Origin of the sequence: Pseudomonas sp. Irchel 3F6, from assembly GCF_900187595.1 — a bacterium.
Classification (GTDB): domain Bacteria; phylum Pseudomonadota; class Gammaproteobacteria; order Pseudomonadales; family Pseudomonadaceae; genus Aquipseudomonas; species Aquipseudomonas siliginis.
In genome coordinates, this window is record NZ_FYDP01000002.1 from 444,935 (window position 1) to 470,326 (window position 25,392).

21 protein-coding genes are annotated in these 25,392 nt (G+C 59.8%); 18 read left to right on the forward strand and 3 right to left on the reverse strand.

Features of this window, described 5'->3' with window-relative positions; translation table 11 throughout:
• The 10 genes from lpxB (at position 1) to ispD (ending at position 13,267) form a co-directional block, all read left to right on the forward strand.
• Entirely contained in the window at positions 1–1,131 is a 1,131-nt protein-coding gene (gene lpxB / locus CKW30_RS08000; RefSeq protein WP_095180490.1) for a lipid-A-disaccharide synthase, read from the forward strand.
• A gap of 11 nt (positions 1,132–1,142) precedes the next feature.
• On the forward strand, positions 1,143–1,769 hold the full coding sequence (gene rnhB, locus CKW30_RS08005; protein WP_016771466.1) for a ribonuclease HII: 627 nt from the start codon (positions 1,143–1,145) through the stop codon (positions 1,767–1,769).
• Between the two features lie 76 nt (positions 1,770–1,845).
• Positions 1,846–5,367: a DNA polymerase III subunit alpha gene (gene dnaE, locus CKW30_RS08010; protein WP_056783220.1), complete on the forward strand. Its 3,522-nt coding sequence runs from the start codon at positions 1,846–1,848 to the stop codon at positions 5,365–5,367.
• A 139-nt stretch (positions 5,368–5,506) separates the two neighbouring features.
• A complete protein-coding gene (locus tag CKW30_RS08015; protein WP_016771465.1) occupies positions 5,507–6,454 on the forward strand; it encodes an acetyl-CoA carboxylase carboxyltransferase subunit alpha in 948 nt (315 codons plus the stop codon).
• Positions 6,455–6,585: 131 nt separating this feature from the next.
• Positions 6,586–7,914: a tRNA lysidine(34) synthetase TilS gene (tilS, locus tag CKW30_RS08020; RefSeq protein WP_095180491.1), complete on the forward strand. Its 1,329-nt coding sequence runs from the start codon at positions 6,586–6,588 to the stop codon at positions 7,912–7,914.
• A gap of 274 nt (positions 7,915–8,188) precedes the next feature.
• Entirely contained in the window at positions 8,189–9,820 is a 1,632-nt protein-coding gene (locus CKW30_RS08025) for a CTP synthase (RefSeq protein ID WP_016771462.1), read from the forward strand.
• 4 nt (positions 9,821–9,824) lie between these two features.
• A complete protein-coding gene (gene kdsA, locus CKW30_RS08030) occupies positions 9,825–10,670 on the forward strand; it encodes a 3-deoxy-8-phosphooctulonate synthase (RefSeq protein WP_007954807.1) in 846 nt (281 codons plus the stop codon).
• Between the two features lie 155 nt (positions 10,671–10,825).
• Positions 10,826–12,115 (forward strand): phosphopyruvate hydratase, encoded by a 1,290-nt coding sequence (gene eno / locus CKW30_RS08035; RefSeq protein ID WP_056783223.1) that lies wholly within the window; start codon positions 10,826–10,828, stop codon positions 12,113–12,115.
• A 169-nt stretch (positions 12,116–12,284) separates the two neighbouring features.
• Complete coding sequence (gene ftsB / locus CKW30_RS08040; protein WP_016771460.1) at positions 12,285–12,563, forward strand: cell division protein FtsB; 279 nt, start codon at positions 12,285–12,287, stop codon at positions 12,561–12,563.
• Complete coding sequence (gene ispD, locus CKW30_RS08045) at positions 12,560–13,267, forward strand: 2-C-methyl-D-erythritol 4-phosphate cytidylyltransferase (RefSeq protein WP_041478120.1); 708 nt, start codon at positions 12,560–12,562, stop codon at positions 13,265–13,267. Before ftsB ends, ispD begins: the two co-directional genes overlap by 4 nt.
• A gap of 132 nt (positions 13,268–13,399) precedes the next feature.
• Here the strand turns inward: ispD and CKW30_RS08050 are convergent, their stop codons facing one another.
• Complete coding sequence (locus tag CKW30_RS08050) at positions 13,400–14,296, reverse strand: LysR substrate-binding domain-containing protein (RefSeq protein WP_095180492.1); 897 nt, start codon at positions 14,294–14,296, stop codon at positions 13,400–13,402.
• A 116-nt stretch (positions 14,297–14,412) separates the two neighbouring features.
• Between CKW30_RS08050 and CKW30_RS08055 the strand changes: the two genes are divergently transcribed.
• The 8 genes from CKW30_RS08055 to rpoS all read left to right on the forward strand — a co-directional run bounded on the left by CKW30_RS08055 (position 14,413) and on the right by rpoS (position 21,638).
• The gene (locus CKW30_RS08055; protein ID WP_007908835.1) at positions 14,413–15,525 is read left to right on the forward strand and encodes an S-(hydroxymethyl)glutathione dehydrogenase/class III alcohol dehydrogenase; all 1,113 of its coding nucleotides are present in this window, start codon (positions 14,413–14,415) and stop codon (positions 15,523–15,525) included.
• Positions 15,526–15,613: 88 nt separating this feature from the next.
• Positions 15,614–16,459: an S-formylglutathione hydrolase gene (gene fghA / locus CKW30_RS08060; RefSeq protein ID WP_056783229.1), complete on the forward strand. Its 846-nt coding sequence runs from the start codon at positions 15,614–15,616 to the stop codon at positions 16,457–16,459.
• Positions 16,460–16,502: 43 nt separating this feature from the next.
• A complete protein-coding gene (gene ispF, locus CKW30_RS08065; protein WP_016771456.1) occupies positions 16,503–16,976 on the forward strand; it encodes a 2-C-methyl-D-erythritol 2,4-cyclodiphosphate synthase in 474 nt (157 codons plus the stop codon).
• Entirely contained in the window at positions 16,973–18,031 is a 1,059-nt protein-coding gene (gene truD, locus CKW30_RS08070; protein WP_095180493.1) for a tRNA pseudouridine(13) synthase TruD, read from the forward strand. The genes ispF and truD overlap by 4 nt, the downstream gene beginning before the upstream one ends.
• Entirely contained in the window at positions 18,019–18,768 is a 750-nt protein-coding gene (surE, locus tag CKW30_RS08075) for a 5'/3'-nucleotidase SurE (RefSeq protein ID WP_024011837.1), read from the forward strand. The genes truD and surE overlap by 13 nt, the downstream gene beginning before the upstream one ends.
• Positions 18,769–18,806: 38 nt before the next feature.
• Positions 18,807–19,442 carry a protein-L-isoaspartate(D-aspartate) O-methyltransferase gene (locus CKW30_RS08080; protein ID WP_160768345.1) on the forward strand — a complete coding sequence of 212 codons (636 nt, stop codon included), beginning with the start codon at positions 18,807–18,809 and terminating at the stop codon, positions 19,440–19,442.
• Positions 19,443–19,654: 212 nt separating this feature from the next.
• Positions 19,655–20,524 carry a peptidoglycan DD-metalloendopeptidase family protein gene (locus CKW30_RS08085; protein WP_041478115.1) on the forward strand — a complete coding sequence of 290 codons (870 nt, stop codon included), beginning with the start codon at positions 19,655–19,657 and terminating at the stop codon, positions 20,522–20,524.
• 106 nt (positions 20,525–20,630) lie between these two features.
• Positions 20,631–21,638: an RNA polymerase sigma factor RpoS gene (rpoS, locus tag CKW30_RS08090; protein ID WP_016771451.1), complete on the forward strand. Its 1,008-nt coding sequence runs from the start codon at positions 20,631–20,633 to the stop codon at positions 21,636–21,638.
• Positions 21,639–22,167: 529 nt separating this feature from the next.
• Here the strand turns inward: rpoS and fdxA are convergent.
• Together fdxA and mutS are read right to left on the reverse strand one after the other, a co-directional pair.
• Positions 22,168–22,491 carry a ferredoxin FdxA gene (fdxA, locus tag CKW30_RS08095; protein WP_056783233.1) on the reverse strand — a complete coding sequence of 108 codons (324 nt, stop codon included), beginning with the start codon at positions 22,489–22,491 and terminating at the stop codon, positions 22,168–22,170.
• Positions 22,492–22,654: 163 nt separating this feature from the next.
• Positions 22,655–25,237, reverse strand: a complete 2,583-nt coding sequence (gene mutS / locus CKW30_RS08100) for a DNA mismatch repair protein MutS (protein WP_041478113.1) — start codon at positions 25,235–25,237, stop codon at positions 22,655–22,657.
• Positions 25,238–25,392: the final 155 nt, after the last annotated feature.

Genomic DNA, 25,392 nt, shown 5'->3' on the forward strand with positions numbered 1-25,392 from the left:
ATGGCCAATCTGCGTATTGCGCTGGTGGCGGGTGAGGCTTCCGGTGACATTCTCGGCGCCGGCCTCATGCGTGCGCTCAAGGCTCAGCACCCGGCAGTCGAGTTCATTGGCGTCGGCGGTCCGCTGATGCAGGCCGAAGGCCTGACCTCGTACTTTCCCATGGAGCGCTTGTCGGTCATGGGGCTGGTAGAGGTCCTCGGTCGGCTGCGTGAATTGCTCAAGCGCCGCAAAGAGCTGATTGCCACACTGATCGCCGCGAAGCCGGACGTGTTCATCGGCATCGATGCGCCGGATTTCAACCTCAATATCGAACTCAAGCTGCGTCAGGCCGGGATCAAGACCGTGCATTACGTCAGCCCGTCGGTATGGGCGTGGCGGCAGAAGCGGGTGCTGAAGATCCGCGAAGGCTGCGATCTGATGCTGACCCTGTTGCCGTTCGAGGCGAAATTCTACGAAGAGAAAGGCGTGCCGGTGCGTTTCGTCGGTCACACCTTGGCCGATACCATTCCGCTGCAAGCCGACCGCGCCGCTGCACGCGCCGAACTGGGCTTGGCCGACGGTCCGCTGGTAGCGCTGATGCCTGGCAGCCGTGGCGGGGAAGTCAGTCGCCTCGGTGCGCTGTTCCTCGACACCGCCGAACGTCTGCGCGCCATGCGTCCGGGCGTGTGCTTTGTCATGCCTTGTGCAAACCCGGAACGCCGGGTGCAACTTGAGGCCTTGCTTGCTGGCCGGGATTTGCCGGTGACATTGCTCGACGGTAAATCCCATCTGGCCCTCGCCGCGTGCAACGCCGTGTTGATCGCCTCCGGCACTGCTACCCTTGAAGCGCTGCTGTACAAGCGACCGATGGTGGTGGCATATCGGTTGGCGCCGCTGACGTTCTGGATTCTCAAACGCATGGTCAAGAGCCCGTACGTGTCGCTGCCCAACTTGCTCGCCCAGCGCTTGCTGGTGCCGGAGTTGTTGCAGGATGATGCGACTGTCGAGGCGTTGGCGCAGACGCTGTCGCCCTTGATCGATGGCGGTGATGAACAGACCCGCGGTTTCGACGAGATCCACCGCACGCTGCGGCGCGATGCTTCCAATCAGGCGGCGCAAGCCGTCCTTGACCTGATCGGCAAACCACAATGAGCAAGACAAGCATGCAAATGGGCCTGGATTTCACCTTGGTCGCCGAAGTCGAAGAACTGGTCGCCGGTGTTGATGAAGTCGGTCGTGGTCCGTTGTGCGGTGCGGTGGTGACGGCGGCAGTGATTCTCGATCCGAACCGGCCGATCCTCGGCCTCGACGATTCGAAAAAACTCACCGAAGCCAAGCGCGAAAAGCTCTACGACGAGATCTGCGAAAAGGCCCTGAGCTGGTGCATCGCCCGCGCCGAAGTCGAAGAAATCGACGATCTGAATATCCTCCACGCAACCATGCTGGCCATGCAGCGCGCGGTCGCCGGTCTGCATATTCAGCCGAAGCTGGCGATGATCGATGGCAACCGCTGCCCGCATTTGCCGATGCGTGCCGAGGCTGTGATCCAGGGCGACGGCAAGGTACCGGCCATCGCGGCGGCGTCGATTCTGGCCAAGGTCAGCCGTGACCGCGAAATGGCGGCATTCGAATTGATCTACCCGGGCTACGGCATCGGTGGCCATAAAGGCTATCCGACGCCCGTTCATCTGGAAGCGCTGGCGCGGCTCGGCCCGACGCCGATTCACCGCCGCTCGTTCGCCCCGGTACGCCTGGCTTACGAGGCGCGGGAAAGCCTGACGCAGGTTTAGGCGCAAGGCTGATGTTTTATTCGAGGCCCGGTACAATCCGGGCCTCGTTGTCTCTATGTAACTGGACAGGATCACTATGCCGGCTTCATTCGTTCATCTACGCCTGCACACTGAATACTCCCTGGTCGACGGGCTGGTGCGGATCAAGCCGCTGGTCAAGGCGCTGACCGCCATGAACATGCCGGCGGTCGCGGTCACCGACCAGAACAACATGTGTTCCCTGGTCAAGTTCTATAAAAACGCCATGGGCGCCGGCATCAAGCCGATCTGCGGCGCAGACCTGTGGCTGGCGAACAAGGACCCGGATGCACCGCTGAGCCGCCTCAGCCTGCTGGTGATGAACGCTCAGGGTTATCGCAATCTCACCGAACTGATCTCGCGTGGCTTCATCGAAGGCCAGCGCAACGGCATGGTCATCGTCGAGCGCGAGTGGGTGGCCGAGGCCAACGAAGGTTTGATCATGCTGTCCGCCGCCAAAGAAGGCGAGATCGGCATGGCCATGATCGGTGGCAACCCGGCGGAAGCCGAAGCGCTGGCGCGCGAGTGGATGGCGGTGTTCCCGGATCGTTTCTATCTGGAAATCCAGCGCACCAACCGCCCCAACGATGAAGAACAGCTGCATGGCGCCGTGGCGCTGGCCGACAAGCTCGGTGCGCCGCTGGTGGCGACCAACGATGTGCGCTTCATCAAGCAGGAAGACTTCGCCGCCCACGAAACCCGCGTGTGCATCGGTGAGGGCCGCGCCCTCGATGACCCGCGTCGTTCGAAGAATTACAGCGATCAGCAGTACCTGAAAAGCGCCGAGGAAATGCTCGAGCTGTTCAGCGATATTCCCGACGCCATCGAAAACACCGTCGAGATCGCCAAGCGCTGCAACATCGAAGTCAAGCTGGGCACACACTTCCTGCCCAACTTCCCGATCCCCGATGGCATGACCATCGACGAATATTTCCGCAAGGTCTCCTTCGAAGGGCTCGAAGAACGCTTGGCGGTGCTGCTGCCCAAGGACACCACCGAAGACTACGAAGCCAAGCGCCAGGTCTATGTGGACCGCTTGAATTTCGAGCTGGATATCATCATCCAGATGGGCTTCCCCGGTTACTTCCTGATCGTGATGGACTTTATCCAGTGGGCCAAGAACAACGGTGTGCCGGTAGGTCCGGGCCGTGGGTCGGGTGCCGGTTCGCTGGTGGCTTACGTACAGAAGATCACTGACCTCGACCCGCTGGAATATGACCTGCTGTTCGAACGTTTCCTCAACCCGGAACGGGTTTCCATGCCCGACTTCGACGTCGACTTCTGCATGGACGGTCGTGACCGGGTGATCGATTACGTGGCCGAAAAGTACGGCCGCAACGCGGTGAGCCAGATCATCACCTTCGGTTCCATGGCCGCCAAGGCTGTGGTCCGTGACGTGGCGCGGGTGCAGGGCAAGTCCTATGGCCTGGCGGATCGTCTGTCGAAGATGATTCCGTTCGAAGTCGGCATGACCCTGGAAAAAGCCTACGAGCAGGAAGAGATCCTGCGTGACTTCATCAAGGTCGATGAAGAAGCGGCGGAAATCTGGGAGATGGCGCGCAAGCTTGAGGGCGTGGTGCGTAACGTCGGTAAGCACGCCGGTGGTGTGGTGATCGCGCCGACCAAACTCACCGACTTCTCGCCGATCTATTGCGACGAGGCCGGTGACGGTCTGGTGACCCAGTTCGACAAGGACGACGTTGAGGCCGCCGGTCTGGTGAAGTTCGACTTCCTCGGCCTGCGTACCCTGACGATCATCGACTGGGCGCTGAAAACCATCAACCGCGACCGCGCCAAGGTCAACGAGCCGCCGCTGGATATCGCCTTTATCCCGCTCGACGACAAGCCGACCTATCAGTTGCTGCAAAAAGCCGAAACAACGGCGGTGTTCCAGCTTGAATCCCGGGGCATGAAAGAGCTGATCAAAAAGCTCAAGCCCGACTGCCTGGAAGACTTGATCGCACTCGTTGCACTGTTCCGTCCCGGTCCGCTGCAATCGGGCATGGTGGACGACTTCATCAACCGTAAGCACGGTCGCGCCGAACTGGCCTATCCGCACTCGGACTACCAGTACGACGGTCTCAAGCCGGTACTGGCGCCGACTTACGGCATCATCCTGTATCAGGAACAGGTGATGCAGATTGCCCAGGTCATGGCCGGTTACACCCTCGGCGGTGCGGACATGCTGCGTCGGGCGATGGGTAAGAAAAAGCCCGAAGAAATGGCCAAGCAGCGCGGCGGCTTCATCGAGGGCTGCGCGACCAACGGCATCGACGCGGATCTGGCGGGTAACATTTTCGACCTGGTGGAGAAATTCGCCGGTTACGGCTTCAACAAGTCCCACTCCGCCGCTTACGGCCTGGTGTCGTACCAGACCGCTTGGCTGAAAGCTCACTACCCGGCGCCGTTCATGGCCGCGGTACTTTCGGCGGATATGCACAACACCGACAAGGTCGTGACCTTGATCGAGGAAGTGCGGACGATGAAGCTGCGCCTCGACGCGCCGGACGTGAACACTTCGGAGTTCAAGTTCACGGTGAACGACGACGGCCGCATCGTTTACGGCCTCGGCGCGATCAAAGGCGTCGGTGAAGGTCCGGTGGAAGCGATCACCGAAGCGCGTCAGGCCGGTCCGTTCAAGGATCTGTTCGATTTCTGCGCGCGGGTCGACCTCAAGCGCATCAACAAACGAACTCTTGATGGCTTGATTCGCAGCGGCGCGCTGGATCGCCTCGGCCCGTATTTCCACGACGAACAAAAGGCCTATCAAGCCAACATCGACCGTAACCGCGCGGTACTGCTGGCGGCGATGGAAGAGGCGATCAAGGCGGCCGAGCAGACTGCGCGGACCCACGACAGTGGCCACGCCGACCTGTTTGGCGGCTTGTTCGTCGAAGAAGACGCTGACGTTTACGCGTCTCATCGCAAAGCCAAGGAACTGACCCTCAAGGAACGCCTCAAGGGTGAAAAAGACACCCTGGGCCTGTACCTGACCGGTCACCCGATCGACGAATACGAAGGCGAAATCCGCCGTTTCGCCCGTCAGCGCATCATCGACCTGAAACCGGCGCGCGACACGCAGACCGTGGCGGGGATGATCATTGCCCTGCGGGTGATGAAGAACAAGAAGGGCGACAAGATGGGCTTCATCACCCTTGACGACCGCTCCGGACGGATCGAAGCGTCGCTGTTTGCCGATGCGTTCCATTCGGCGCAGTCGCTGCTGCAGACCGACGCGATGGTGGTGGTCGAAGGCGAAGTCAGCAATGACGACTTCTCTGGCGGTCTGCGCCTGCGGGTCAAGCGCGTGATGAGCATGGAAGATGCGCGCACCAATCTGGCCGAGAGCCTGCGCCTGAAGCTGCACACCCAGGATCTGAAAGGCGATCAGCTACGCTGGTTGGGCGAACTGCTCAAGCGTCATCGCGGCGCGTGCCCGGTGACCATGGAGTACACCAGCCCGGATGCGAAGACCTTGCTGCAGTTCGGCGAGACCTGGCGGATCGACCCGGCGGATGCCTTGATTCAAGCCCTGCGTGACCAGTTCGGGCGAGACAACGTCTTCCTCCAATACCGTTGACCGGCAAGTGCCATCATGGCGCTTGCCCGCAACCTGAATTTTTAATCTCGACCTCAGCGCGCCTCTCCCTTAAGGTAGGGCGCGAATAGACAACCGGCCGGCCCAAGCTCACTTGGGACACGACCCAAGACGGACGCCTATGAACCCGAATTTTCTAGATTTCGAACAGCCGATCGCCGACCTGCAAGCCAAGATCGAAGAGTTGCGCTTGGTCGGTAATGACAATTCGCTGAATATCGGCGATGAGATCTCCCGCCTGCAGGACAAGAGCAAGACGCTGACCGAAGACATCTTCGGCAAGCTGACCAGCTGGCAGATCGCACGCCTGGCGCGTCACCCGAAACGCCCGTACACCCTCGATTACATCGAGCACATCTTCACCGAGTTCGACGAACTGCACGGCGACCGTCACTTCTCCGACGACGCTGCCATCGTTGGCGGTATCGCCCGTCTGGAAGACCAGCCAGTGATGATCATCGGCCACCAGAAGGGCCGTGAAGTGCGTGAGAAAGTTCGCCGCAACTTCGGTATGCCGCGTCCGGAAGGCTACCGCAAGGCCTGCCGTCTGATGGAGATGGCCGAGCGCTTCAAGATGCCTATCCTGACCTTCATCGATACCCCGGGTGCTTATCCTGGCATCGACGCTGAAGAGCGCAACCAGAGCGAAGCGATTGCCTGGAACCTGCGCGTGATGGCGCGTCTGAAGACTCCGATCATCGCCACTGTAATTGGTGAAGGTGGTTCCGGCGGCGCACTTGCCATCGGCGTCTGCGATCAATTGAACATGCTGCAATATTCGACCTACGCGGTGATCTCGCCGGAAGGTTGCGCATCGATCCTGTGGAAGACCGCCGAGAAAGCACCGGATGCCGCTGAGGCAATGGGCATCACCGCTGAGCGTTTGAAAGGCCTAGGTATCGTCGACAAGGTGATCAGCGAGCCACTGGGCGGCGCCCACCGTGACCCGGCAGCTGCCGCCGCTTCGATCCGCGCCGAACTGAGCTCGCAACTGGCGATGCTCAAGCAGTTCGATAACGAAGCGCTGCTCAAGCGCCGTTACGATCGCCTGATGAGCTACGGTCTCTAATCAGACGCGTGCTATCACTGTGGGAGCGAGCCTGCTCGCGAAACCGGTATGACAGTCGACGAAATTGTTGAATGTTAAATCGCTTTCGCGAGCAGGCTCGCTCCCACAGAGGGTTAGGCAAAGGTGCAGATATGGGCCAGTCCCCGATTGATTTGCCATCCCGTCTTCTGCTGAACCTTGAGCCTTGGCGCCACGCCGCTCACTGGCGCATCGCCTTCTCCGGTGGCCTCGATTCCACCGTCCTCCTGCATCTGCTCGCCACTCTGGCGAACACCGAATCCCTCCCTGCGCTCAGCGCCATTCATATCCACCACGGCCTTCAGGCTGCGGCCGATGCATGGCCGCAACATTGCCAGGCCGTTTGCAATGCGCTGGGCGTGCCGTTGCAAGTGAAGCGGGTGACCGTAAAGGGCGGGGCGAGCCTGGAGCGGGCGGCGCGGGATGCGCGTTACGCCGCGTTCAGTTCGCTGACGCAGAGCAATGACGTGTTGCTGACTGGCCAGCACCGCGATGACCAAGCGGAAACGCTGCTGTTTCGGCTGTTGCGCGGTGCCGGTGTACGCGGGCTCGGGGCGATGCCGCAGCAGCGTCCAGTGGGGCAGGGCACGCTGGTTCGACCGTTGCTGGATGTCAGCCGTGCTGAGCTGGAAGGTTATGCACAGGCGCATCAGTTGCGCTGGATCGAAGACCCGTCGAACCAGGACCGGCAGTTTTCGCGCAACTATCTGCGCCATCAAGTCATGCCGGTCCTCACCGAACGCTGGCCGCAAGCGCAGGCCAGCATGGCGCGCACGGCTGCGCATCTGCGTGAGGCGCAGGGCTTGCTCGATGAGCTGGCGCAGATTGATCTCGCACAAGCCGAAACGCCCAATGAATTCGCTTGGCTGCGTGTGCCATCGCTGGAGCTGACACCATTGACGGAGTTGTCTGACGCGCGCCAGCGAAATGTCCTCAGCCACTGGCTCGAACCGTTGACCCGGCTGCCGGATGCTGACCATTGGTCGGGTTGGACAACGCTGTGTAATGCCGGCGCCGACGCTTCACCGATCTGGCGTCTGGCCGACGGAGAGCTGCACCGCAGCGGCGGTCGCGTCTGGTGGCTGAGCGACAGTTGGTTGCGCACGCCAGTGATCGGCGCCGACTGGCAGACCCCGACTTCAGCGCTACGCTTGCCGGATAACGGACGCGTCATGCTCCACGGGCAAGCTCCATCCGGGCCTTTGCGTATTGCCTATCGGCAAGGCGGTGAGGTCATGCAACTGGCCGAGCGCGGCAGCCGTGATCTCAAGCGTCTGCTCAACGAGCGCGCGGTCCCGGCCTTCGTGCGTGGCAGATTGCCGCTGCTGTTTCGTGGCGAAGAATTGCTCGCCGTGGCGAACCTGCCGGGTCTTGATGGTCAGATGGACGAAGGCTGGACATTGCACTGGCAGCCAACAGACGAAGATCAAGGTTTGAGCTGAAAGGAGCATTCCGGTAGACTACGCTCCCTTCTTGATACAACTTCTGTGGATTCGCCTGAATTGCAGGAGTTGCCGATTACCAAGCAGTCTTTGCTGGGCGATTCCAAAAAATGTGTAGCGAGCAACGTACCGGTGTTTCATCTACCGGTCTGTCACAACGCGGCGGTTTTTTCGAAAGGTGCACTGTGATTAATGCAGGTGATCGGGGGCTTCGGCCTTCCTTCGCTTTCCCCGGCGGCTCGTTCCGCTTTAACGCAGACTTCTAGGGTTTTTCATGACGCGCTACATATTCGTCACGGGCGGTGTTGTTTCTTCATTGGGGAAAGGCATTGCCTCGGCTTCATTGGCGGCTATCCTGGAGGCGCGGGGGCTTAAGGTCACCATGCTGAAGCTGGATCCGTACATCAACGTCGATCCAGGCACAATGAGTCCGTTCCAGCACGGTGAAGTGTTCGTCACCCACGACGGCGCCGAGACCGATCTGGATCTGGGGCACTACGAGCGGTTCATCCGCACGACCATGACCCAGAACAACAACTTCACCACCGGCCGTGTCTACGAGCACGTGCTGCGCAAAGAGCGCCGTGGCGACTACCTGGGTGCAACCATCCAGGTGATCCCGCACATCACCGACGAAATCAAACGTCGCATCATCAAAGGTGCCGGTGACGCTGACGTGGCGATGGTTGAAATCGGTGGCACCGTCGGTGACATCGAGTCGCAACCATTCCTCGAAGCCATCCGCCAGTTGCGTTTCGAAGTCGGCGCCAAGCGCGCGATGCTGATGCACCTGACGCTGGTGCCGTACATCGCCACCGCTGGCGAAACCAAGACCAAACCGACCCAGCACTCCGTCAAGGAACTGCGCTCGATCGGTCTGCAGCCAGACGTGCTGGTGTGCCGCTCCGATCACCCGATCGATGTGTCCTCGCGTCGCAAGATCGCGCAATTCACCAACGTTGAAGAGCGTGCGGTAATCGCGCTGGAAGACGCCGATACCATCTACAAGATCCCGGGCATCCTGCACTCGCAGGGCCTGGACGATTTCGTCGTCGAGCGTTTCGGTCTGCAATGCGGCAGCGCCGATCTGTCCGAGTGGGACGCAGTGGTCGATGCCAAGCTGAACCCGGAACACGAAGTGACCATCGCCATGGTCGGCAAGTACATGGAGCTGCTCGACGCGTACAAGTCGCTGATCGAAGCGATGAGTCATGCTGGCATCAGCAACCGCACCAAGGTCAACCTGCGCTACATCGATTCCGAAGACATCGAGAACCAGGGCACTGCGCTGCTCGAAGGTGTTGATGCGATTCTGGTGCCGGGCGGCTTCGGTCTGCGTGGCGTTGAAGGCAAGATCACCGCTGTTCAGTACGCTCGCGAAAACAAGGTTCCGTACCTCGGCATCTGCCTCGGCATGCAAGTGGCGGTCATCGAATTCGCCCGTAACGTACTGGGCTGGAAAGACGCCAACTCCACCGAGTTCGATCGTGCCAGCGGCCATCCGGTGGTCGGTCTGATTACCGAGTGGGAAGACGCCACCGGCGCTGTCGAAGTACGTACCGAAGCGTCCGATCTGGGCGGCACCATGCGTCTCGGCGCACAGGATTGCCTGCTTGAGCCGGGCTCCAAAGTCCATGATTGCTACGGCAAGGACGTGATTGTCGAGCGTCATCGTCACCGTTACGAAGTGAACAACAACCTGCTGCCGCAGATCATCGAAGCCGGCCTGAAGATTTCCGGTCGCTCCGCCGATGCTGCGCTGGTCGAAGTGGTTGAAGCGCCGGATCATCCATGGTTCGTCGCCTGCCAGTTCCACCCTGAGTTCACCTCGACCCCACGCGACGGCCATCCGCTGTTCAGCGGTTTCGTCAAAGCCGCGTTGGCTCAACACCAGAAGAAGGCGTAACCCGATGGCACAGAAGATCATCCGCGTCGGCGACATCGAGATTGCCAACGACAAACCCATGGTGCTGTTCGGCGGCATGAACGTGCTGGAAAGCCGTGACATGGCCATGCAGGTTTGCGAAGAGTACGTGAAGGTCACCGAAAAACTCGGTATCCCTTACGTGTTCAAGGCCAGCTTCGACAAGGCCAACCGTTCTTCTGTGACCTCGTATCGCGGTCCTGGCCTGGAAGAGGGCATGCGCATCTTCCAGGACATCAAGCAAGCGTTCGGCGTGCCGATCATCACCGATGTCCACGAGCCGGATCAGGCTGCGGTCGTCGCTGAAGTCTGCGACATCATTCAGCTGCCGGCCTTCCTGTCGCGCCAGACCGATCTGGTTGTCGCGATGGCCAAGACCAATGCCGTGATCAACATCAAGAAAGCCCAGTTCCTCGCGCCTCAGGAAATGAAACACATCCTGAACAAGTGCGTGGAAGCCGGTAACGATCAGTTGATCCTCTGCGAGCGTGGTTCGAGCTTCGGCTACAACAACCTCGTGGTCGACATGCTCGGCTTCGGCATCATGAAGCAGTTCGAATACCCGGTGTTCTTCGACGTGACCCACTCGTTGCAAATGCCTGGCGGTCGTTCCGACTCCGCCGGCGGTCGCCGCGCGCAGGTCACCGATCTGGCCAAGGCCGGCATGAGCCAGTCGCTGGCGGGTCTGTTCCTCGAAGCGCATCCGGATCCGGACAACGCCAAATGCGACGGCCCTTGCGCCTTGCGTCTGGACAAACTGGAGCCATTCCTGGCCCAGCTCAAAGCTCTGGACGAACTGGTGAAGAGTTTTCCGACGGTAGAAACCGCGTAACGCTCGATTCTCCGGTAAAGTACCGCACGATTTGTCGCTCATGCCCTCGGGCGTGAGCGTTGTCGTCTGCAAGTCTGCCCGCTGTACTTCGCTTGCCGACGATAAAGATTTCCTCTAGCTGCGTCGTTTTCGTCAACTTTGGAGTGTTTACAACAATGGCAAAAATCGTCGACATCAAAGGTCGTGAAGTTCTCGACTCCCGTGGCAATCCCACCGTGGAAGCGGACGTGCTTCTCGACAACGGCATCATCGGCAGCGCTTGCGCGCCGTCCGGTGCATCCACTGGCTCGCGTGAAGCGCTCGAGCTGCGTGATGGCGACAAGAGCCGTTACCTGGGCAAGGGCGTGCTCAAGGCGGTAGCCAACATCAACGGTCCGATCCGCGATCTGCTGCTGGGCACCGACCCGAGCGACCAGAAAGCCCTCGACCAAGCGATGATCAAGCTCGACGGTACCGAAAACAAGGCGACCCTGGGCGCCAACGCCATCCTCGCCGTGTCCCTGGCTGCGGCCAAGGCGGCTGCGCAGGATCAGGATCTGCCGCTGTACGCACACATCGCCAACCTCAACGGCACCCCGGGTGTGTACTCGATGCCGGTGCCGATGATGAACATCATCAACGGTGGCGAGCACGCCGATAACAACGTCGACATCCAGGAATTCATGGTGCAGCCGGTCGGCGCCAAGTCGTTCTCGGAAGGTCTGCGCATGGGCACCGAGATTTTCCATCACTTGAAAGCCGTGCTGAAGGCCCGTGGCCTGAGCACCGCCGTTGGTGACGAAGGCGGTTTCGCGCCGAATCTGGCGTCCAACGAAGACGCGCTGAAAGTAATCTCCGAAGCCGTGGCCAACGCCGGTTACAAGCTGGGCACCGACGTGACCCTGGCGCTGGACTGCGCCGCGAGCGAGTTCTACGAAGACGGCAAGTACAACCTGTCCGGCGAAGGCCAGGTGTTCACTGCTGAAGGTTTCGCCGACTACCTCAAAGGTCTGACCGAGCGTTACCCGATCATCTCCATCGAAGACGGTCTGGACGAGTCCGACTGGGCCGGCTGGAAAATCCTCACCGACAAGATCGGCGAGAAGACCCAACTGGTAGGCGACGACCTGTTCGTGACCAATACCAAGATCCTCAAAGAAGGCATCGATAAAAAGATCGCCAACTCGATCCTGATCAAGTTCAACCAGATCGGCACCCTGACCGAAACCCTGGAAGCCATCCAGATGGCCAAGGCTGCCGGCTACACCGCAGTGATCTCGCACCGCTCCGGCGAAACCGAAGATTCGACCATTGCCGACCTGGCTGTGGGCACCTCGGCTGGCCAGATCAAGACCGGTTCGCTGTGCCGCTCCGACCGCGTTTCCAAGTACAACCAACTGCTGCGTATCGAAGAGCAGTTGAACGGCAAGGCCCAGTACAACGGCCGTGCCGAGTTCCGCGGTTAAGCGCAACCTGATCAAAGGACACCGGATTGTGTCGGAAAAGTCGTGACAGCGATGGATTTGCCACTAATCTGATGCCTTAAGCACAAGCCTGGATCTTTCCAGGCTTCGTGCTATCAGATGCTGCAACATTATGCGTGGCTGTCTTTTTTCACTGGATACCTGATATTCGATGCGCAGTCCTTACTGGTTGTTTCTTGTTTTGCTCTTGCTGCTGGCCGGTCTGCAGTACCGCCTGTGGGTGGGCAATGGCAGTCTGGCGCAGGTCGCCGAACTGAAACAGCAGATCGCCGAGCAACATGCCGAGAACGAAGGCCTGCTGGAGCGCAACCGGGTGATGGACGCTGAAGTCAGCGAGCTGAAGAAAGGAATGGAGACCGTTGAAGAGCGGGCTCGTCACGAACTGGGCATGGTCAAGGACGGCGAAACCCTTTACCAGTTGGCCCAATGATCGATTCCCTGCCGGCCTTCTGGGCCGTGATTCCTGCCGCGGGCGTCGGTGCCCGAATGGCCGCGGACCGTCCCAAGCAATATCTGCAACTGGGCGGGCGCACAATTCTCGAACACAGCCTCGGCTGTTTCCTCGATCACCCTAGCCTTAAGGGCCTGGTGGTCAGTCTTGCTGTTGACGATCCCTATTGGCCGAATCTGGCATGCGTCAACGATCCGCGCATTCAGCGGGTTGATGGCGGGGCGGAGCGTTCTGCTTCGGTGCTAAACGCCTTGCTGCATCTGCATGCGCAAGGTGCCGACGATGACGATTGGGTGCTGGTGCACGATGCGGCCCGGCCGAATCTGAGTCGCGATGATCTCGACAAGTTGCTTGCCGAACTCGCGGATGACCCGGTCGGTGGTCTGTTGGCGGTGCCCGCTCGCGACACGCTCAAACGCGTTGATAAAAACGGTCGTGTGGTTGAAACGGTGGACCGCAGTGTGATCTGGCAGGCGTATACGCCGCAGATGTTTCGCCTCGGCGCGTTGCATCGGGCGTTGGCCGACAGCCTGGTTGCGGATGCCGTGATTACCGATGAAGCTTCTGCGATGGAATGGGCCGGTCTGGCACCGCGTCTGATCGAAGGGCGGGCGGATAACCTCAAGGTGACCCGGCCGGAAGATCTGGAGTGGTTGCGCCAGCGTTGGGCGAATCGCCGCTGAGATTTGGGGTCGCTGTGGCATTGCCTTCGCGAGCAGGCTCGCTCCCGCAGAGGGAATGCATTCAGCTGTCGAGCTCGGTCAATTGTGGGAGCGAGCCTGCTCGCGAAAGCGGTCGCACAGGCGACCAATAACTCAAAGTTTGTACTCCGGCCTTTCAGCCAGTCCCACCTTCAAATAATCCACCAACTTGCGCACCTTCGGCGACAGATGCCGCTGCTGCGGATACAGCGCCCACACCGCCGTATTCGGCGGCTGATGCGCCTCCAGCAAGGAAATCAGCGCGCCGCTGTGCAGATGCTCGAGCACGTAATAGTCCGGCAACTGACACAACCCGACACCCTGAAGCGCCGCGTCCAGCACCGCCTGCCCACTGTTGCAACGCCAGTTGCCCTGCACCCGTTGGGAAAATTCCCGCCCGTTCTGTTCCAGTTGCCAGATATCCGAACTGCCAATCAGGCAATTGTGCCGACTCAATTCCGACAAGCTGTGTGGGCGCCCGTACCGTTCCAGGTAGGACGGCGATCCGCACAGGTACATTCTCCGTGGTGCCAGACGTGTGGCGACCAAGCGCGAATCCTGTAACCGACCCAGACGGATCGCCAGGTCCAGCCCTTCATGCACCAGATCCAGTTGGCGATTGCTCAGCTCGATATCGATACGCAGCTGCGGGTAAAGCCCCATGAAACGAGTCACCAGCGGCACGATAAAGCGTTCGCCATAGGCCACCGCGCAGGTCATGCGCAGCATGCCTTTCGGTTCACTGGTCAGATCGCCCACCGCGCGCAACGCTTCTTCGCGGCCGTCCTGCAGGCGCTGGCAATGTTGCAGGAAAGTCTGCCCGGCCTCTGTCAGCGTCACCCGCCGGGTGCTGCGGTAGAGCAGCCGCGTCTGCAAACGCTCTTCGAGCCGTACGATTTGTCGACTGATGTGTGAGGAAGAAACCCCAAGACGCTCGGCAGCGGCGGTGAATTGATTGCATTCGGCGACGGCAACGAACTCATCGATGCCTTCCCAGCGGTTTTCCGACACTTGGATTATCCCTGTATGGCAATAATGTTTTGCTTTGGTCCGGATTATTCCTCAGGAAGCGCTGAACTACACTGTCTGTCTGCTTTTTTATTTATTGGATTCATTGGAGAGTCAGCATGATCAAGTCGCGCGCCGCCGTTGCCTTCGAGGCCAAGAAGCCGCTGGAAATCGTAGAAGTCGATGTCGCCATGCCCAAAGCCGGTGAAGTATTGCTGCGCGTCGTCGCTTCCGGGGTGTGCCACACCGATGCCTACACGTTGTCCGGTGCTGACCCGGAAGGCATCTTCCCGTCGATCCTTGGCCACGAAGGTGGCGCCATCGTTGAAGCGATTGGCGAAGGCGTGACTTCGGTCGCCGTCGGCGATCACGTCATTCCGCTGTACACCCCGGAATGCGGCCAGTGCAAATTCTGCAAGTCGGGCAAGACCAACCTCTGCCAGGCGATTCGCGCCACCCAAGGCAAGGGCCTGATGCCGGATGGCACTTCGCGCTTTTCCTACAAGGGCGAAACGATTTTCCACTACATGGGCACTTCGACGTTTTCGGAGTACACCGTACTGCCGGAAATTTCCGTAGCGAAGATCTCCAAAGACGCGCCGCTGGAAAAGGTCTGCCTGCTCGGTTGCGGCGTCACCACCGGTATCGGCGCCGTGCTCAACACCGCCAAGGTCAAGCCGGGTGACACCGTGGCCATCTTCGGTCTCGGCGGTATCGGCTTGTCGGCCGTGATCGGCGCGGTGAAAGCCAAGGCTGCGCGGATCATCGCCATCGACATCAATCCAGCCAAGTTCGAAATCGCCAAACAACTCGGTGCCACCGATTGCGTGAATCCGAAAGACTTTGATCGTCCGATCCAGGAAGTAATCGTCGACATGACCGATGGCGGCGTCGACTTCTCCTTCGAGTGCATCGGCAATGTGCAACTGATGCGCGCCGCGCTTGAGTGCTGCCACAAAGGCTGGGGCGAGTCGGTCATCATCGGTGTCGCCGGTGCCGGCCAGGAAATCGCTACCCGTCCGTTCCAGTTGGTCACCGGTCGCGTCTGGCGCGGTTCGGCGTTCGGCGGCGTGCGTGGCCGTACTGAATTGCCGAGCTACGTCGACATGGCCCAGAGCGGCGAAATCCCGCTGGATACCTTCATCACCCACACCATGGGCCTGGAAGATATCAACAAGGCGTTCGACCTGATGCACGAAGGCAAGAGCATCCGCACAGTCATTCATTTCTAAGGAGCAGCGGCAAGCTACAAGCCACAAGCTGCAAGCAGGCGCAATTCCCTCTTGCAGCTTGAAGCTCGCATCTTGCGGCTGAAGTGCTATGAATCTGGAAAACATTTCCTGTCAGAAGAGTTTTGGTGGCTGGCACAAGCGTTATCGCCATCGCTCCGAAGTGCTTGATTGCGACATGGTCTTTGCCGTGTACCTGCCGCCACAAGCGGAGCAGGGCGGCAAGCTGCCGGTGTTGTACTGGTTGTCAGGCCTGACCTGCACCGATGAGAACTTCATGCAGAAGGCCGGTGCGATGCGCATGGCTGCCGAGCTCGGGTTGATCATCGTCGCCCCGGATACCAGTCCGCGTGGCGCGGATGTCCCGGATGATGCCGACAAAGCTTGGGATTTCGGTCTCGGCGCCGGGTTTTATCTGAACGCCACGCAGGAACCGTGGGCGCGGCACTATCAGATGCATGACTATGTCGTGCAGGAACTGCCTGCTCTGGTCGAAGCGCATTTCCCCGCTTCCGACAAACGCAGTATCAGCGGTCACTCCATGGGCGGCCACGGCGCATTGGTCTGCGCGCTGCGCAATCCCGGGCGTTATCAGTCAGTGTCGGCGTTCTCGCCGATTACCCATCCAATCGATTGCCCGTGGGGTCAGAAGGCCTTTTCCAACTATTTGGGCGAAGACCGTTCGAAGTGGAAGGAGTGGGACGCCTGTGTGCTGATCGCAGAGGCGACGGAGAAGTTGCCGTTGCTGGTCGATCAAGGTGATCGTGACGATTTCCTCGCCACGCAATTGAAACCCGAGGCCCTGCAACACGCCGCAAAACAAGCGGGGCATCCGCTGGAGCTGCGCCTGCAACCGGGCTACGACCACAGCTATTTCTTCATCTCAAGCTTCATTGACGACCACTTGCAGCATCACGCACGCGCTCTGCGCGGTTAATGCAGGTAGAATCACGCCCTGACAAAAATCGGGGCGTTTTTTTATGCGTATTGGCCACGGCTACGATGTGCACCGTTTCGCTGAAGGCGATTTCATTACTCTGGGCGGCGTGCAGATTGCACACAGCTTCGGGCTGCTCGCTCATTCCGACGGTGACGTCCTGCTGCACGCCTTGAGCGATGCCTTGCTCGGCGCGGCGGCGCTGGGTGATATCGGCAAACACTTCCCGGACACCGATCCGCAATTCAAGGGCGCCGACAGCCGTGTGCTGTTGCGTCATGTGGTCAGTCTGATTCACGCCAAGGGCTGGAAAGTCGGCAACGTCGACAACACCATCGTTGCCCAGGCGCCAAAAATGGCGCCGCATATCGAATCGATGCGCGCGCTGATCGCGGCGGATCTTCAAGTTGAGTTGGATCAAGTGAACGTCAAAGCTACCACCACCGAAAAGCTTGGCTTTGTCGGTCGCGAAGAAGGCATCGCCGTGCACTCCGTTGCCTTGTTGCTGCGCGCATGAATGAACTGCAATTACTCGGCCCACGGGCCTATGGCGAACCCCTCGGCACAGCGGTACTGAAAGCCATCGCCGAAGATTTCCAGGTCGATGAAGTGCTGGATATTCCGTTCAGCGGTGACGGCGAACACCTGTGGATCTGGGTGGAAAAGCGCGGCCTCAATACCGAAGAAGCGGCGCGGCGTATCGCCAAGGCAGCCGGCGTGCCGTTGCGTACCGTCAGCTATGCCGGGCTGAAGGACCGTCAGGCCCTGACCCGACAGTGGTTCAGCGTGCAGTTGCCGGGCAAGGCTGATCCGGATTTGTCGGCGGCGGAAAACGACACGCTGAAGATCCTCAAGACCACGCGCCACAAGCGCAAGCTGCAACGCGGTGCGCATTCGGCCAATGGCTTCACCCTGCGCCTGACGCAATTCAATGGCGACAAAGATGCGATTGAACAGCGGCTGCAACTGATCGCCAAACAAGGCATCCCCAATTATTTCGGCGCCCAGCGCTTCGGCCATGACGGCGGCAACGTTGTCGATGCCCGGGCGTGGGCGGCGCGCAAGGCTTTGCCGGAACAGCGCAATGTGCGTTCGCGGTTGCTGTCGACGGCGCGTAGCTTTCTGTTCAACCAGGTGCTCGCGGCGCGCGTCGCCGATGGCACCTGGAACACCGCGCTGGTTGGCGATCTGCTGGCCTTCACCGACAGCCGCAGTTTTTTCCCGGCCGGTGAAGCCGAATGCAGCGACCCGCGTCTGGCGATTCTCGACCTGCACCCGACCGGTCCGCAGTGGGGCGAAGGTGACTCGCCCACCGCTGGCGCAGTCCATGAACTGGAGCAGGCGATCGCCGCCCGCGAAGCGAATCTGCGTGACTGGTTGATCCACGCCGGCATGAGCCATGAACGTCGCATCCTGCGGCTGCCCATTGGCGGGTTGACGTGGCATTATCCCCAACCTGACATTCTGCAACTGGAATTCGTCCTCCCGGCCGGATGCTTTGCCACCGTATTGGTGCGCGAGCTCGTTGATCTGGTGCCGGTGGGGCAGACGGACAGCCCATGCGTATTCTGATTTCTAACGACGATGGGGTAACCGCGCCCGGTCTCGCCGCGCTTTATGCTGCGCTGGCGGATTACACCGAATGCGTGGTTATCGCCCCGGAGCAGGACAAAAGCGGCGCCAGCAGTTCGCTGACGCTCGACCGTCCGCTGCACCCGCAATACCTGGCCAACGGCTTTATCAGCCTCAACGGCACACCGACCGATTGCATTCACCTGGGCCTTAACGGCTTGCTTGAGCGCGAAGCGGACATGGTGGTATCCGGCATTAATCTGGGCGCCAATCTTGGTGACGACGTGCTGTATTCCGGAACCGTGGCGGCAGCGCTGGAAGGACGATTTCTCGAGCGCCCATCGTTTGCCTTCTCCCTGGTCTCGCGTCAGGTGGACAATCTGCCGACTGCGGCCTACTTTGCGCGCAAACTGGTCGAGGCCCACGCCGGGCTGGATCTGCCACCGCGCACGGTGCTCAACGTGAACATTCCCAATCTGCCCATCGATCACATCCGTGGCATTCAGTTGACCCGCCTCGGTCATCGCGCCCGCGCGGCGGCGCCGATGAAAGTGGTCGATCCGCGCGGCAAGGCCGGTTACTGGATTGCCGCTGCCGGCGACGCTGAAGACGGCGGCCCGGGCACCGATTTTCATGCCGTGATGCAGGGTTATGTGTCCATCACACCGTTGCAGCTCGATCGCACCTTCAATGATGCCTTCAGAAGTCTGGATGGCTGGCTGGGAGGGCTGAGCTGATGCGCGAACACGACGACCGCCTGCGCAGCGGCATAGGCATGACTTCACAGCGTACGCGCGAGCGCCTGATCCAGCGTCTATATGAAGAAGGCGTGTCGAACGCCAAGGTGCTGGAAGTGATCCGCCGCACGCCGCGTCATCTGTTTGTCGACGAGGCGCTGGCACATCGCGCTTATGAAGACACCGCGCTGCCGATCGGCAACAACCAGACCATTTCCCAGCCTTATATGGTGGCGCGCATGAGCGAGCTGCTGCTGGAGGCCGGCCCGCTGGATAAGGTGTTGGAGATCGGCACCGGTTCCGGCTACCAGACGGCGGTGTTGTCGCAGCTGGTCGAACGGGTGTTTTCGGTCGAACGCATCAAGGTGCTGCAGGACCGCGCCAAGGAGCGTCTGGTCGAGTTGAACCTGCGCAACGTGGTGTTTCGCTGGGGCGATGGTTGGGAGGGCTGGCCGGCGCTGGCCCCATACAACGGCATCATCGTCACCGCCGTTGCCACCGATGTACCGCAAGCTTTGCTCGATCAACTGGCCCCCGGTGGGCGCATGGTAATACCGGTCGGCTCCGGTGAAGTGCAACAACTGATGCTGATCGTGCGCGAAGAACATGGTTTTTCCCGACACGTTCTGGGCGCTGTGCGTTTCGTGCCGTTGCTCAACGGGCCACTGGCCTGAGCATTTGCGAGCAGGCGCTGAATTCCTTTCAACGGCGCCGGTCTTACACCGGCAGCCAGAGTTTAAACGCAGCGTACTTGCCCCTGGCAAACGTGTGCGTCCGGTGATTTCGCTTCATTAAAGGTAAAGCCGGTTCGGCCCGTTATACTTGCGACACCTCATGCCGCAATGCGGCATTCAGAATTTTTCAGCCACCACAAAGGGAGCGGCGGGTGAGTCTCACAGTCATTGCGCAGCGTATGGGTAACACGAGCTTTCAGCGCCTGGTGACTGGCCTTGTCTTGAGCACCTTGCTGGTCGGTTGCTCCAGCACCAAATCGAGCAACGTGCGCGTTGTTGATCGCAACAATGCGGTGGCGCAACGTCCTACCGTTACTACCGGGCAATATGTAGTCCGTCCCGGCGATACTTTGTTTTCGATCGCCTTTCGTTACGGCTGGGACTACAAAACCCTCGCCGCCCGGAACAATATTCCTACGCCGTATACGATCCATCCGGGTCAGACAATTCGCTTCGACGGGCGCAGCGGTTCAACGCCGACAGCGGTGGTGAGCAACTCCAGTTCCTCGCCTTCTTCGTCGAGTAAAACCACAGTAATCCGGCGCCAGGCGAATGGCACCACAACCACTACAACCACCGGTTCCAAAGGGGTTGTACCGTCCGTCGCGAGCAAACCTGCACCCGCTCCACTGCCTCCGGCAGGCCCGGCCCCGACCGGCTGGGGATGGCCATCTAATGGCGTTCTGATTGGAAAATTCTCTTCAAACGGTAGTTTGAATAAAGGAATTGATATCGCCGGAGATTTGGGACAGCCTGTTTTAGCTGCGTCTGATGGGACGGTCGTATACGCCGGGAGTGGCTTAAGGGGCTACGGCGAATTGGTCATCATCAAACACAGCGAAACCTACGTCAGTGCTTACGGACATAACCGCAGGCTGTTGGTTCGGGAGGGGCAGCAGGTCAAGGTCGGACAGACAATTGCCGAAATGGGGTCAACGGGTACAGACCGGGTGAAACTGCATTTTGAGATTCGCCGCCAAGGTAAACCTGTGGATCCGCTGCAGTTCCTGCCAAGACGTTGATTTGAAGGCCAGCCTGTTCCGTCGCGTAGAGGGGACAGGCTCCAGCGTTGCCAAGGATAAAGGCGTCGCTTGAGCTTGGGGTCGAACTCACCAAAGGACTATAACAATGGCTCTCAGTAAAGAAGTGCCGGAGTTTGACATCGACGATGAGGTTCTCCTTATGGAGACCGGCATCGATTCGGATTCGATGTTGAATGATGAAGGGGCTGCTCCACCTTCCGTTCGTTCCAAATCCAGACACTCCGCCACACTCAAACAACATAAATACATCGACTACACTCGGGCACTTGATGCCACGCAGCTGTATCTCAACGAAATCGGCTTTTCCCCTCTGCTCTCCCCGGAAGAAGAAGTTCATTTTGCGCGCTTGTCGCAAAGTGGCGATCCTGCCGGGCGCAAGCGCATGATCGAAAGTAACCTGCGGCTGGTCGTCAAGATCGCCCGGCGTTACGTCAATCGGGGGCTGTCGCTGCTGGATCTGATCGAAGAGGGCAACCTCGGCCTGATCCGCGCGGTGGAAAAGTTCGATCCCGAGCGCGGCTTCCGCTTCTCGACCTACGCGACCTGGTGGATCCGTCAGACCATCGAACGCGCGATCATGAATCAGACCCGGACCATCCGGCTGCCGATACATGTGGTCAAGGAGCTCAACGTCTACCTGCGCGCCGCACGTGAGCTGACGCAAAAACTCGACCACGAACCTTCACCCGAAGAAATCGCCAACCTGCTGGAGAAACCGGTGGGGGAGGTCAAGCGCATGCTGGGCCTCAACGAAAGAGTTTCTTCGGTCGACGTCTCGCTGGGTCCGGATTCGGATAAAACCCTGCTGGACACACTCACTGACGATCGTCCGACCGATCCGTGCGAACTGCTGCAGGACGATGACCTGTCGCAGAGCATCGATCAATGGCTGTCGGAGCTGACCGACAAGCAGCGCGAGGTGGTGATTCGCCGCTTCGGGCTGCGTGGTCACGAAAGCAGCACGCTGGAAGATGTCGGCCTGGAGATCGGTCTGACCCGCGAGCGGGTACGGCAGATTCAGGTGGAAGGGCTCAAGCGCCTTCGCGAGATCCTTGAAAAGAACGGCCTGTCGAGCGAGTCGCTGTTTCAATAAGCGCCTGATCGTCCGCCCGCAAAAAGCCCCGGCTGATTCAATCAGTCGGGGCTTTTTTGTTTTTCGCGTGCAGCAAATCGGGCTTTCGGCAGCCACCAGACAAGCGGTCGTCAATTTCTGAATTTGTAGTCTCGCGCTGTAAGCCTTTGCTTACTGTGTCGTAAGTGTTCGTTATTTTTACACTTCGGTGGAAGGCGATCGCGCTCACTTACAGTGAGCAACCTTTTGATTCTGTTGATTATTTCGTAAATGTTATGTCCTTGTGACAGAGCGCGCGTACGCCGAGGGCCAATTGCTCGTCTCCAGAAACTCTCTAATATCTCAACTGTGTCGACGGACAGACACACCCTTCACGGAAGAGGGGGAACGGACATCGCAGGAGGCGATTCATCAGGACGATGAAAAGGAATACAGGGAATAGGGAAAAAATGTGGGCGGGTCATACCGCCCCTTTTTTCGTCTGCAGAAAAGCAGAATCTGCAAAAGCAAAAAGGCCCGCAAGGGGCCTTTCAGTCGAGCGCGGGGTAGATCAGCGTTCGAGGTGTTTGATCTTGTTCGGCTGGCCATCCCACTCTTCGGCATCCGGCAGCGATTCTTTTTTCTCGGTGATGTTCGGCCAGATATCCGCCAGCTCGGCATTGAGCTCGATGAAGTTTTCCATGCCGCTTGGGATCTCGTCTTCCGAGAAGATCGCCACAGCCGGGCATTCTGGTTCACACAGCGCGCAGTCGATGCACTCGTCCGGGTGAATCACCAGGAAGTTCGGGCCTTCGTAAAAGCAGTCCACCGGACAGACTTCTACGCAGTCGGTGTACTTGCACTTGATGCAGTTGTCGGTGACGACGAAGGTCATTTCTAATTTTCTCCTCAGGCGGCGGCAGCGTTGCCCCTTCACGGTTGGGGTCGCCAGGTTCGGGAGCGATACCTGCTGACCAGGCTATGAGCCAGCAGCATCCCGAACCGCGCGAGATTCTAACAGCTTGAAGCGAATTGCGTTATATCCGCTTCTTCAGTGCTTATATCCGGTTCTTCAGTGCATAGAGCATTTCCAGCGCTCGACGTGGCGTCATGTCGTCCAGATCCACTTTCGCCAATTCGTCCAGCACCGGATGCGGCAGCGAGGCGAACATGTCGCTTTGCTGCGGTGTCGACGGCTTGCCCTTGGCTGCCGGTTTCGGCGCCTCGTGGGGCAGGGCAGTATCTTCCAGGCGACTCAGATGCTCGCGCGCGCGCAAGATCACTTCGCTCGGCACACCCGCCAGTTGCGCGACTGCCAAGCCATAGCTCTGGCTGGCAGGCCCAGGCAGAACATGGTGCAGGAACACGATCCGTTCGTTGTGCTCGGTGGCATTGAGATGCACGTTAGCGACAAGAGGTTCGGCTTCCGGCAGCACGGTCAGCTCAAAATAGTGCGTAGCAAACAGGGTGTAGGCGCGCAAATGGGCCAAGCGCTCGGCCGCCGCCCACGCCAGCGACAGACCGTCAAAGGTGCTGGTACCGCGCCCGACTTCGTCCATCAGGACCAGACTGCGCTCGGTCGCGTTATGCAGGATGTTGGCGGTTTCGCTCATCTCGACCATGAAGGTCGAGCGACCGCCGGCCAGATCATCGCTTGAGCCGATACGGGTGAAGATGCGGTCGACCAGCGACAGCTCGCAACTGGCGGCCGGCACGAAACTGCCAATATGCGCTAGCAACACGATCAACGCGGTTTGCCGCATGTAAGTGGATTTACCGCCCATGTTCGGGCCAGTGATGACCAGCATGCGCGTATTGTCGTCCAAGCTCAGATCGTTGGCCACGAACGGCGTGGTCAGCACTTGCTCGACCACAGGGTGACGACCCTGGGTGATGCGCATGCACGGCTCGCTGACGAAACGCGGGCAATTGAGGTCGAGATTCAGCGCACGCTCGGCAAGGTTGCTCAGCACATCCAGCTCGGCCAAGGCGCCGGCGGTGTCCTGCAATGGTGGTAACTGGCTGATCAAGTCTTCGAGCAGCGCTTCGTAAAGCATCTTTTCCCGAGCCAGCGCGCGGCTCTTGGCGGAAAGTGCCTTGTCTTCGAATTCTTTCAGCTCGGGCGTGATGAAGCGCTCGGCGCCTTTGAGCGTCTGCCGGCGGATATAGTCGGCCGGCGCCGATTCAGCCTGCTTGCTCGGCAGTTCGATGAAGTAGCCGTGGATACGGTTGTAGCCGACTTTGAGGTTGGCCAGACCAGTACGGGCTTTCTCCCGGGCTTCGAGATCAATGAGGAACTGGCCGGCGTTTTCGCTCAGTGATTGCAGTTCATCGAGTTCGCTGTCGTAACCGGTTTTCAGCACGCCGCCGTCGCGGATCACCGCAGGCGGGTTGTCGATAATGGCTTTTGCCAGCAGCGCCGCCAGTTCCGGATAGGTGCTCGTGGTGGCTGCCAGATGCTGCAGGTGCGGCGCTTCCAGATCGGTCATCGCCACTTGCAGTTCGGGCAGTGCGCCGAGTGCGTCACGCAGACGCGCAAGGTCACGTGGTCGTGCATTGCGCAGACCGATACGCGCCAGAATCCGCTCGATATCGCCGATTTCCTTGAGCTGCGGTTGCAGCTTTTCGAAGCGGTAGCCGTCGAGCAGGCAGCGGATCGAGGTCTGACGCGCCAGCAACACGGTGAGATCGCGCAACGGCCGGTTCAGCCAACGAGTCAGCAAGCGGCTGCCCATGGCGGTCTGGCAGCGATCGACCACCGATTGCAGCGTGTTGTCGCGGCCACCGGCCAGGTTGGTGTCGAGTTCCAGATTGCGCCGGCTGGCGCCGTCGAGCACCACGGTGTCATCGAGACGTTCGTGACGCAGGCTACGCAAATGGGGCAGGGCAGTGCGCTGGGTTTCCTTGGCGTAGGCCAACAGGCAGCCGGCAGCGCCAATGGCCAGGGTCAGGTTCTCGCAGCCGAAGCCTTTCAGGTCTTGGGTGGAAAACTGCTGGCAGAGACTTTTCAGCGCCGAATCGCGCTCGAAATCCCACGGCGCGCGACGGCGTACGCCACGGCGTTTTTCCGCCGGCAGGTCTTTTGGCCAGTCATCCGGAATCAGCAATTCCACCGGGTTGACCCGCTCCAGTTCCGCCAGCAGGTTTTCCCAGCCTTTGATCTCGAGCACGGTGAAGTTGCCGCTGGTGATGTCCAGCACCGCCAGACCGAATAGACGCTCGTCGCCCAATACCGCTGCGATCAGGTTATCGCGGCGTTCATCCAGCAGCGCCTCGTCACTGACTGTCCCCGGCGTGATGATCCGTACGACCTGGCGCTCCACCGGGCCTTTGCTGGTGGCCGGGTCGCCGACCTGCTCGCAAATCACTACCGATTCGCCGAGCTTGACCAGTTTCGCCAGGTACCCTTCCGCCGCGTGGTAAGGAATCCCACACATCGGAATCGCCTGACCCGCCGACTGCCCGCGCGCGGTCAGGGTGATGTCCAGCAATTTGGCGGCTTTCTTCGCATCTTCGTAGAAGATTTCGTAGAAATCGCCCATGCGATAGAACATCAGCTGGTCCGGGTGCTGATTCTTCAGGCGCCAGTATTGCTGCATCATCGGAGTGTGGGAGGACAGGTCGGAGACGGCTTTATTCATCGGATTGTCGGGCAACTCGTTAAAAGATGTAGGGCAAAGCGCGGGCAGTGGCCGGGCTTTTCCGCGATGGGCGCAAGGTTACCATGGCCAGTCTGCCCGACGCAGGCGCTGCGGTCGGGTGAGCATTTATTGGCAGGGAAAAGTTGATCTATGCA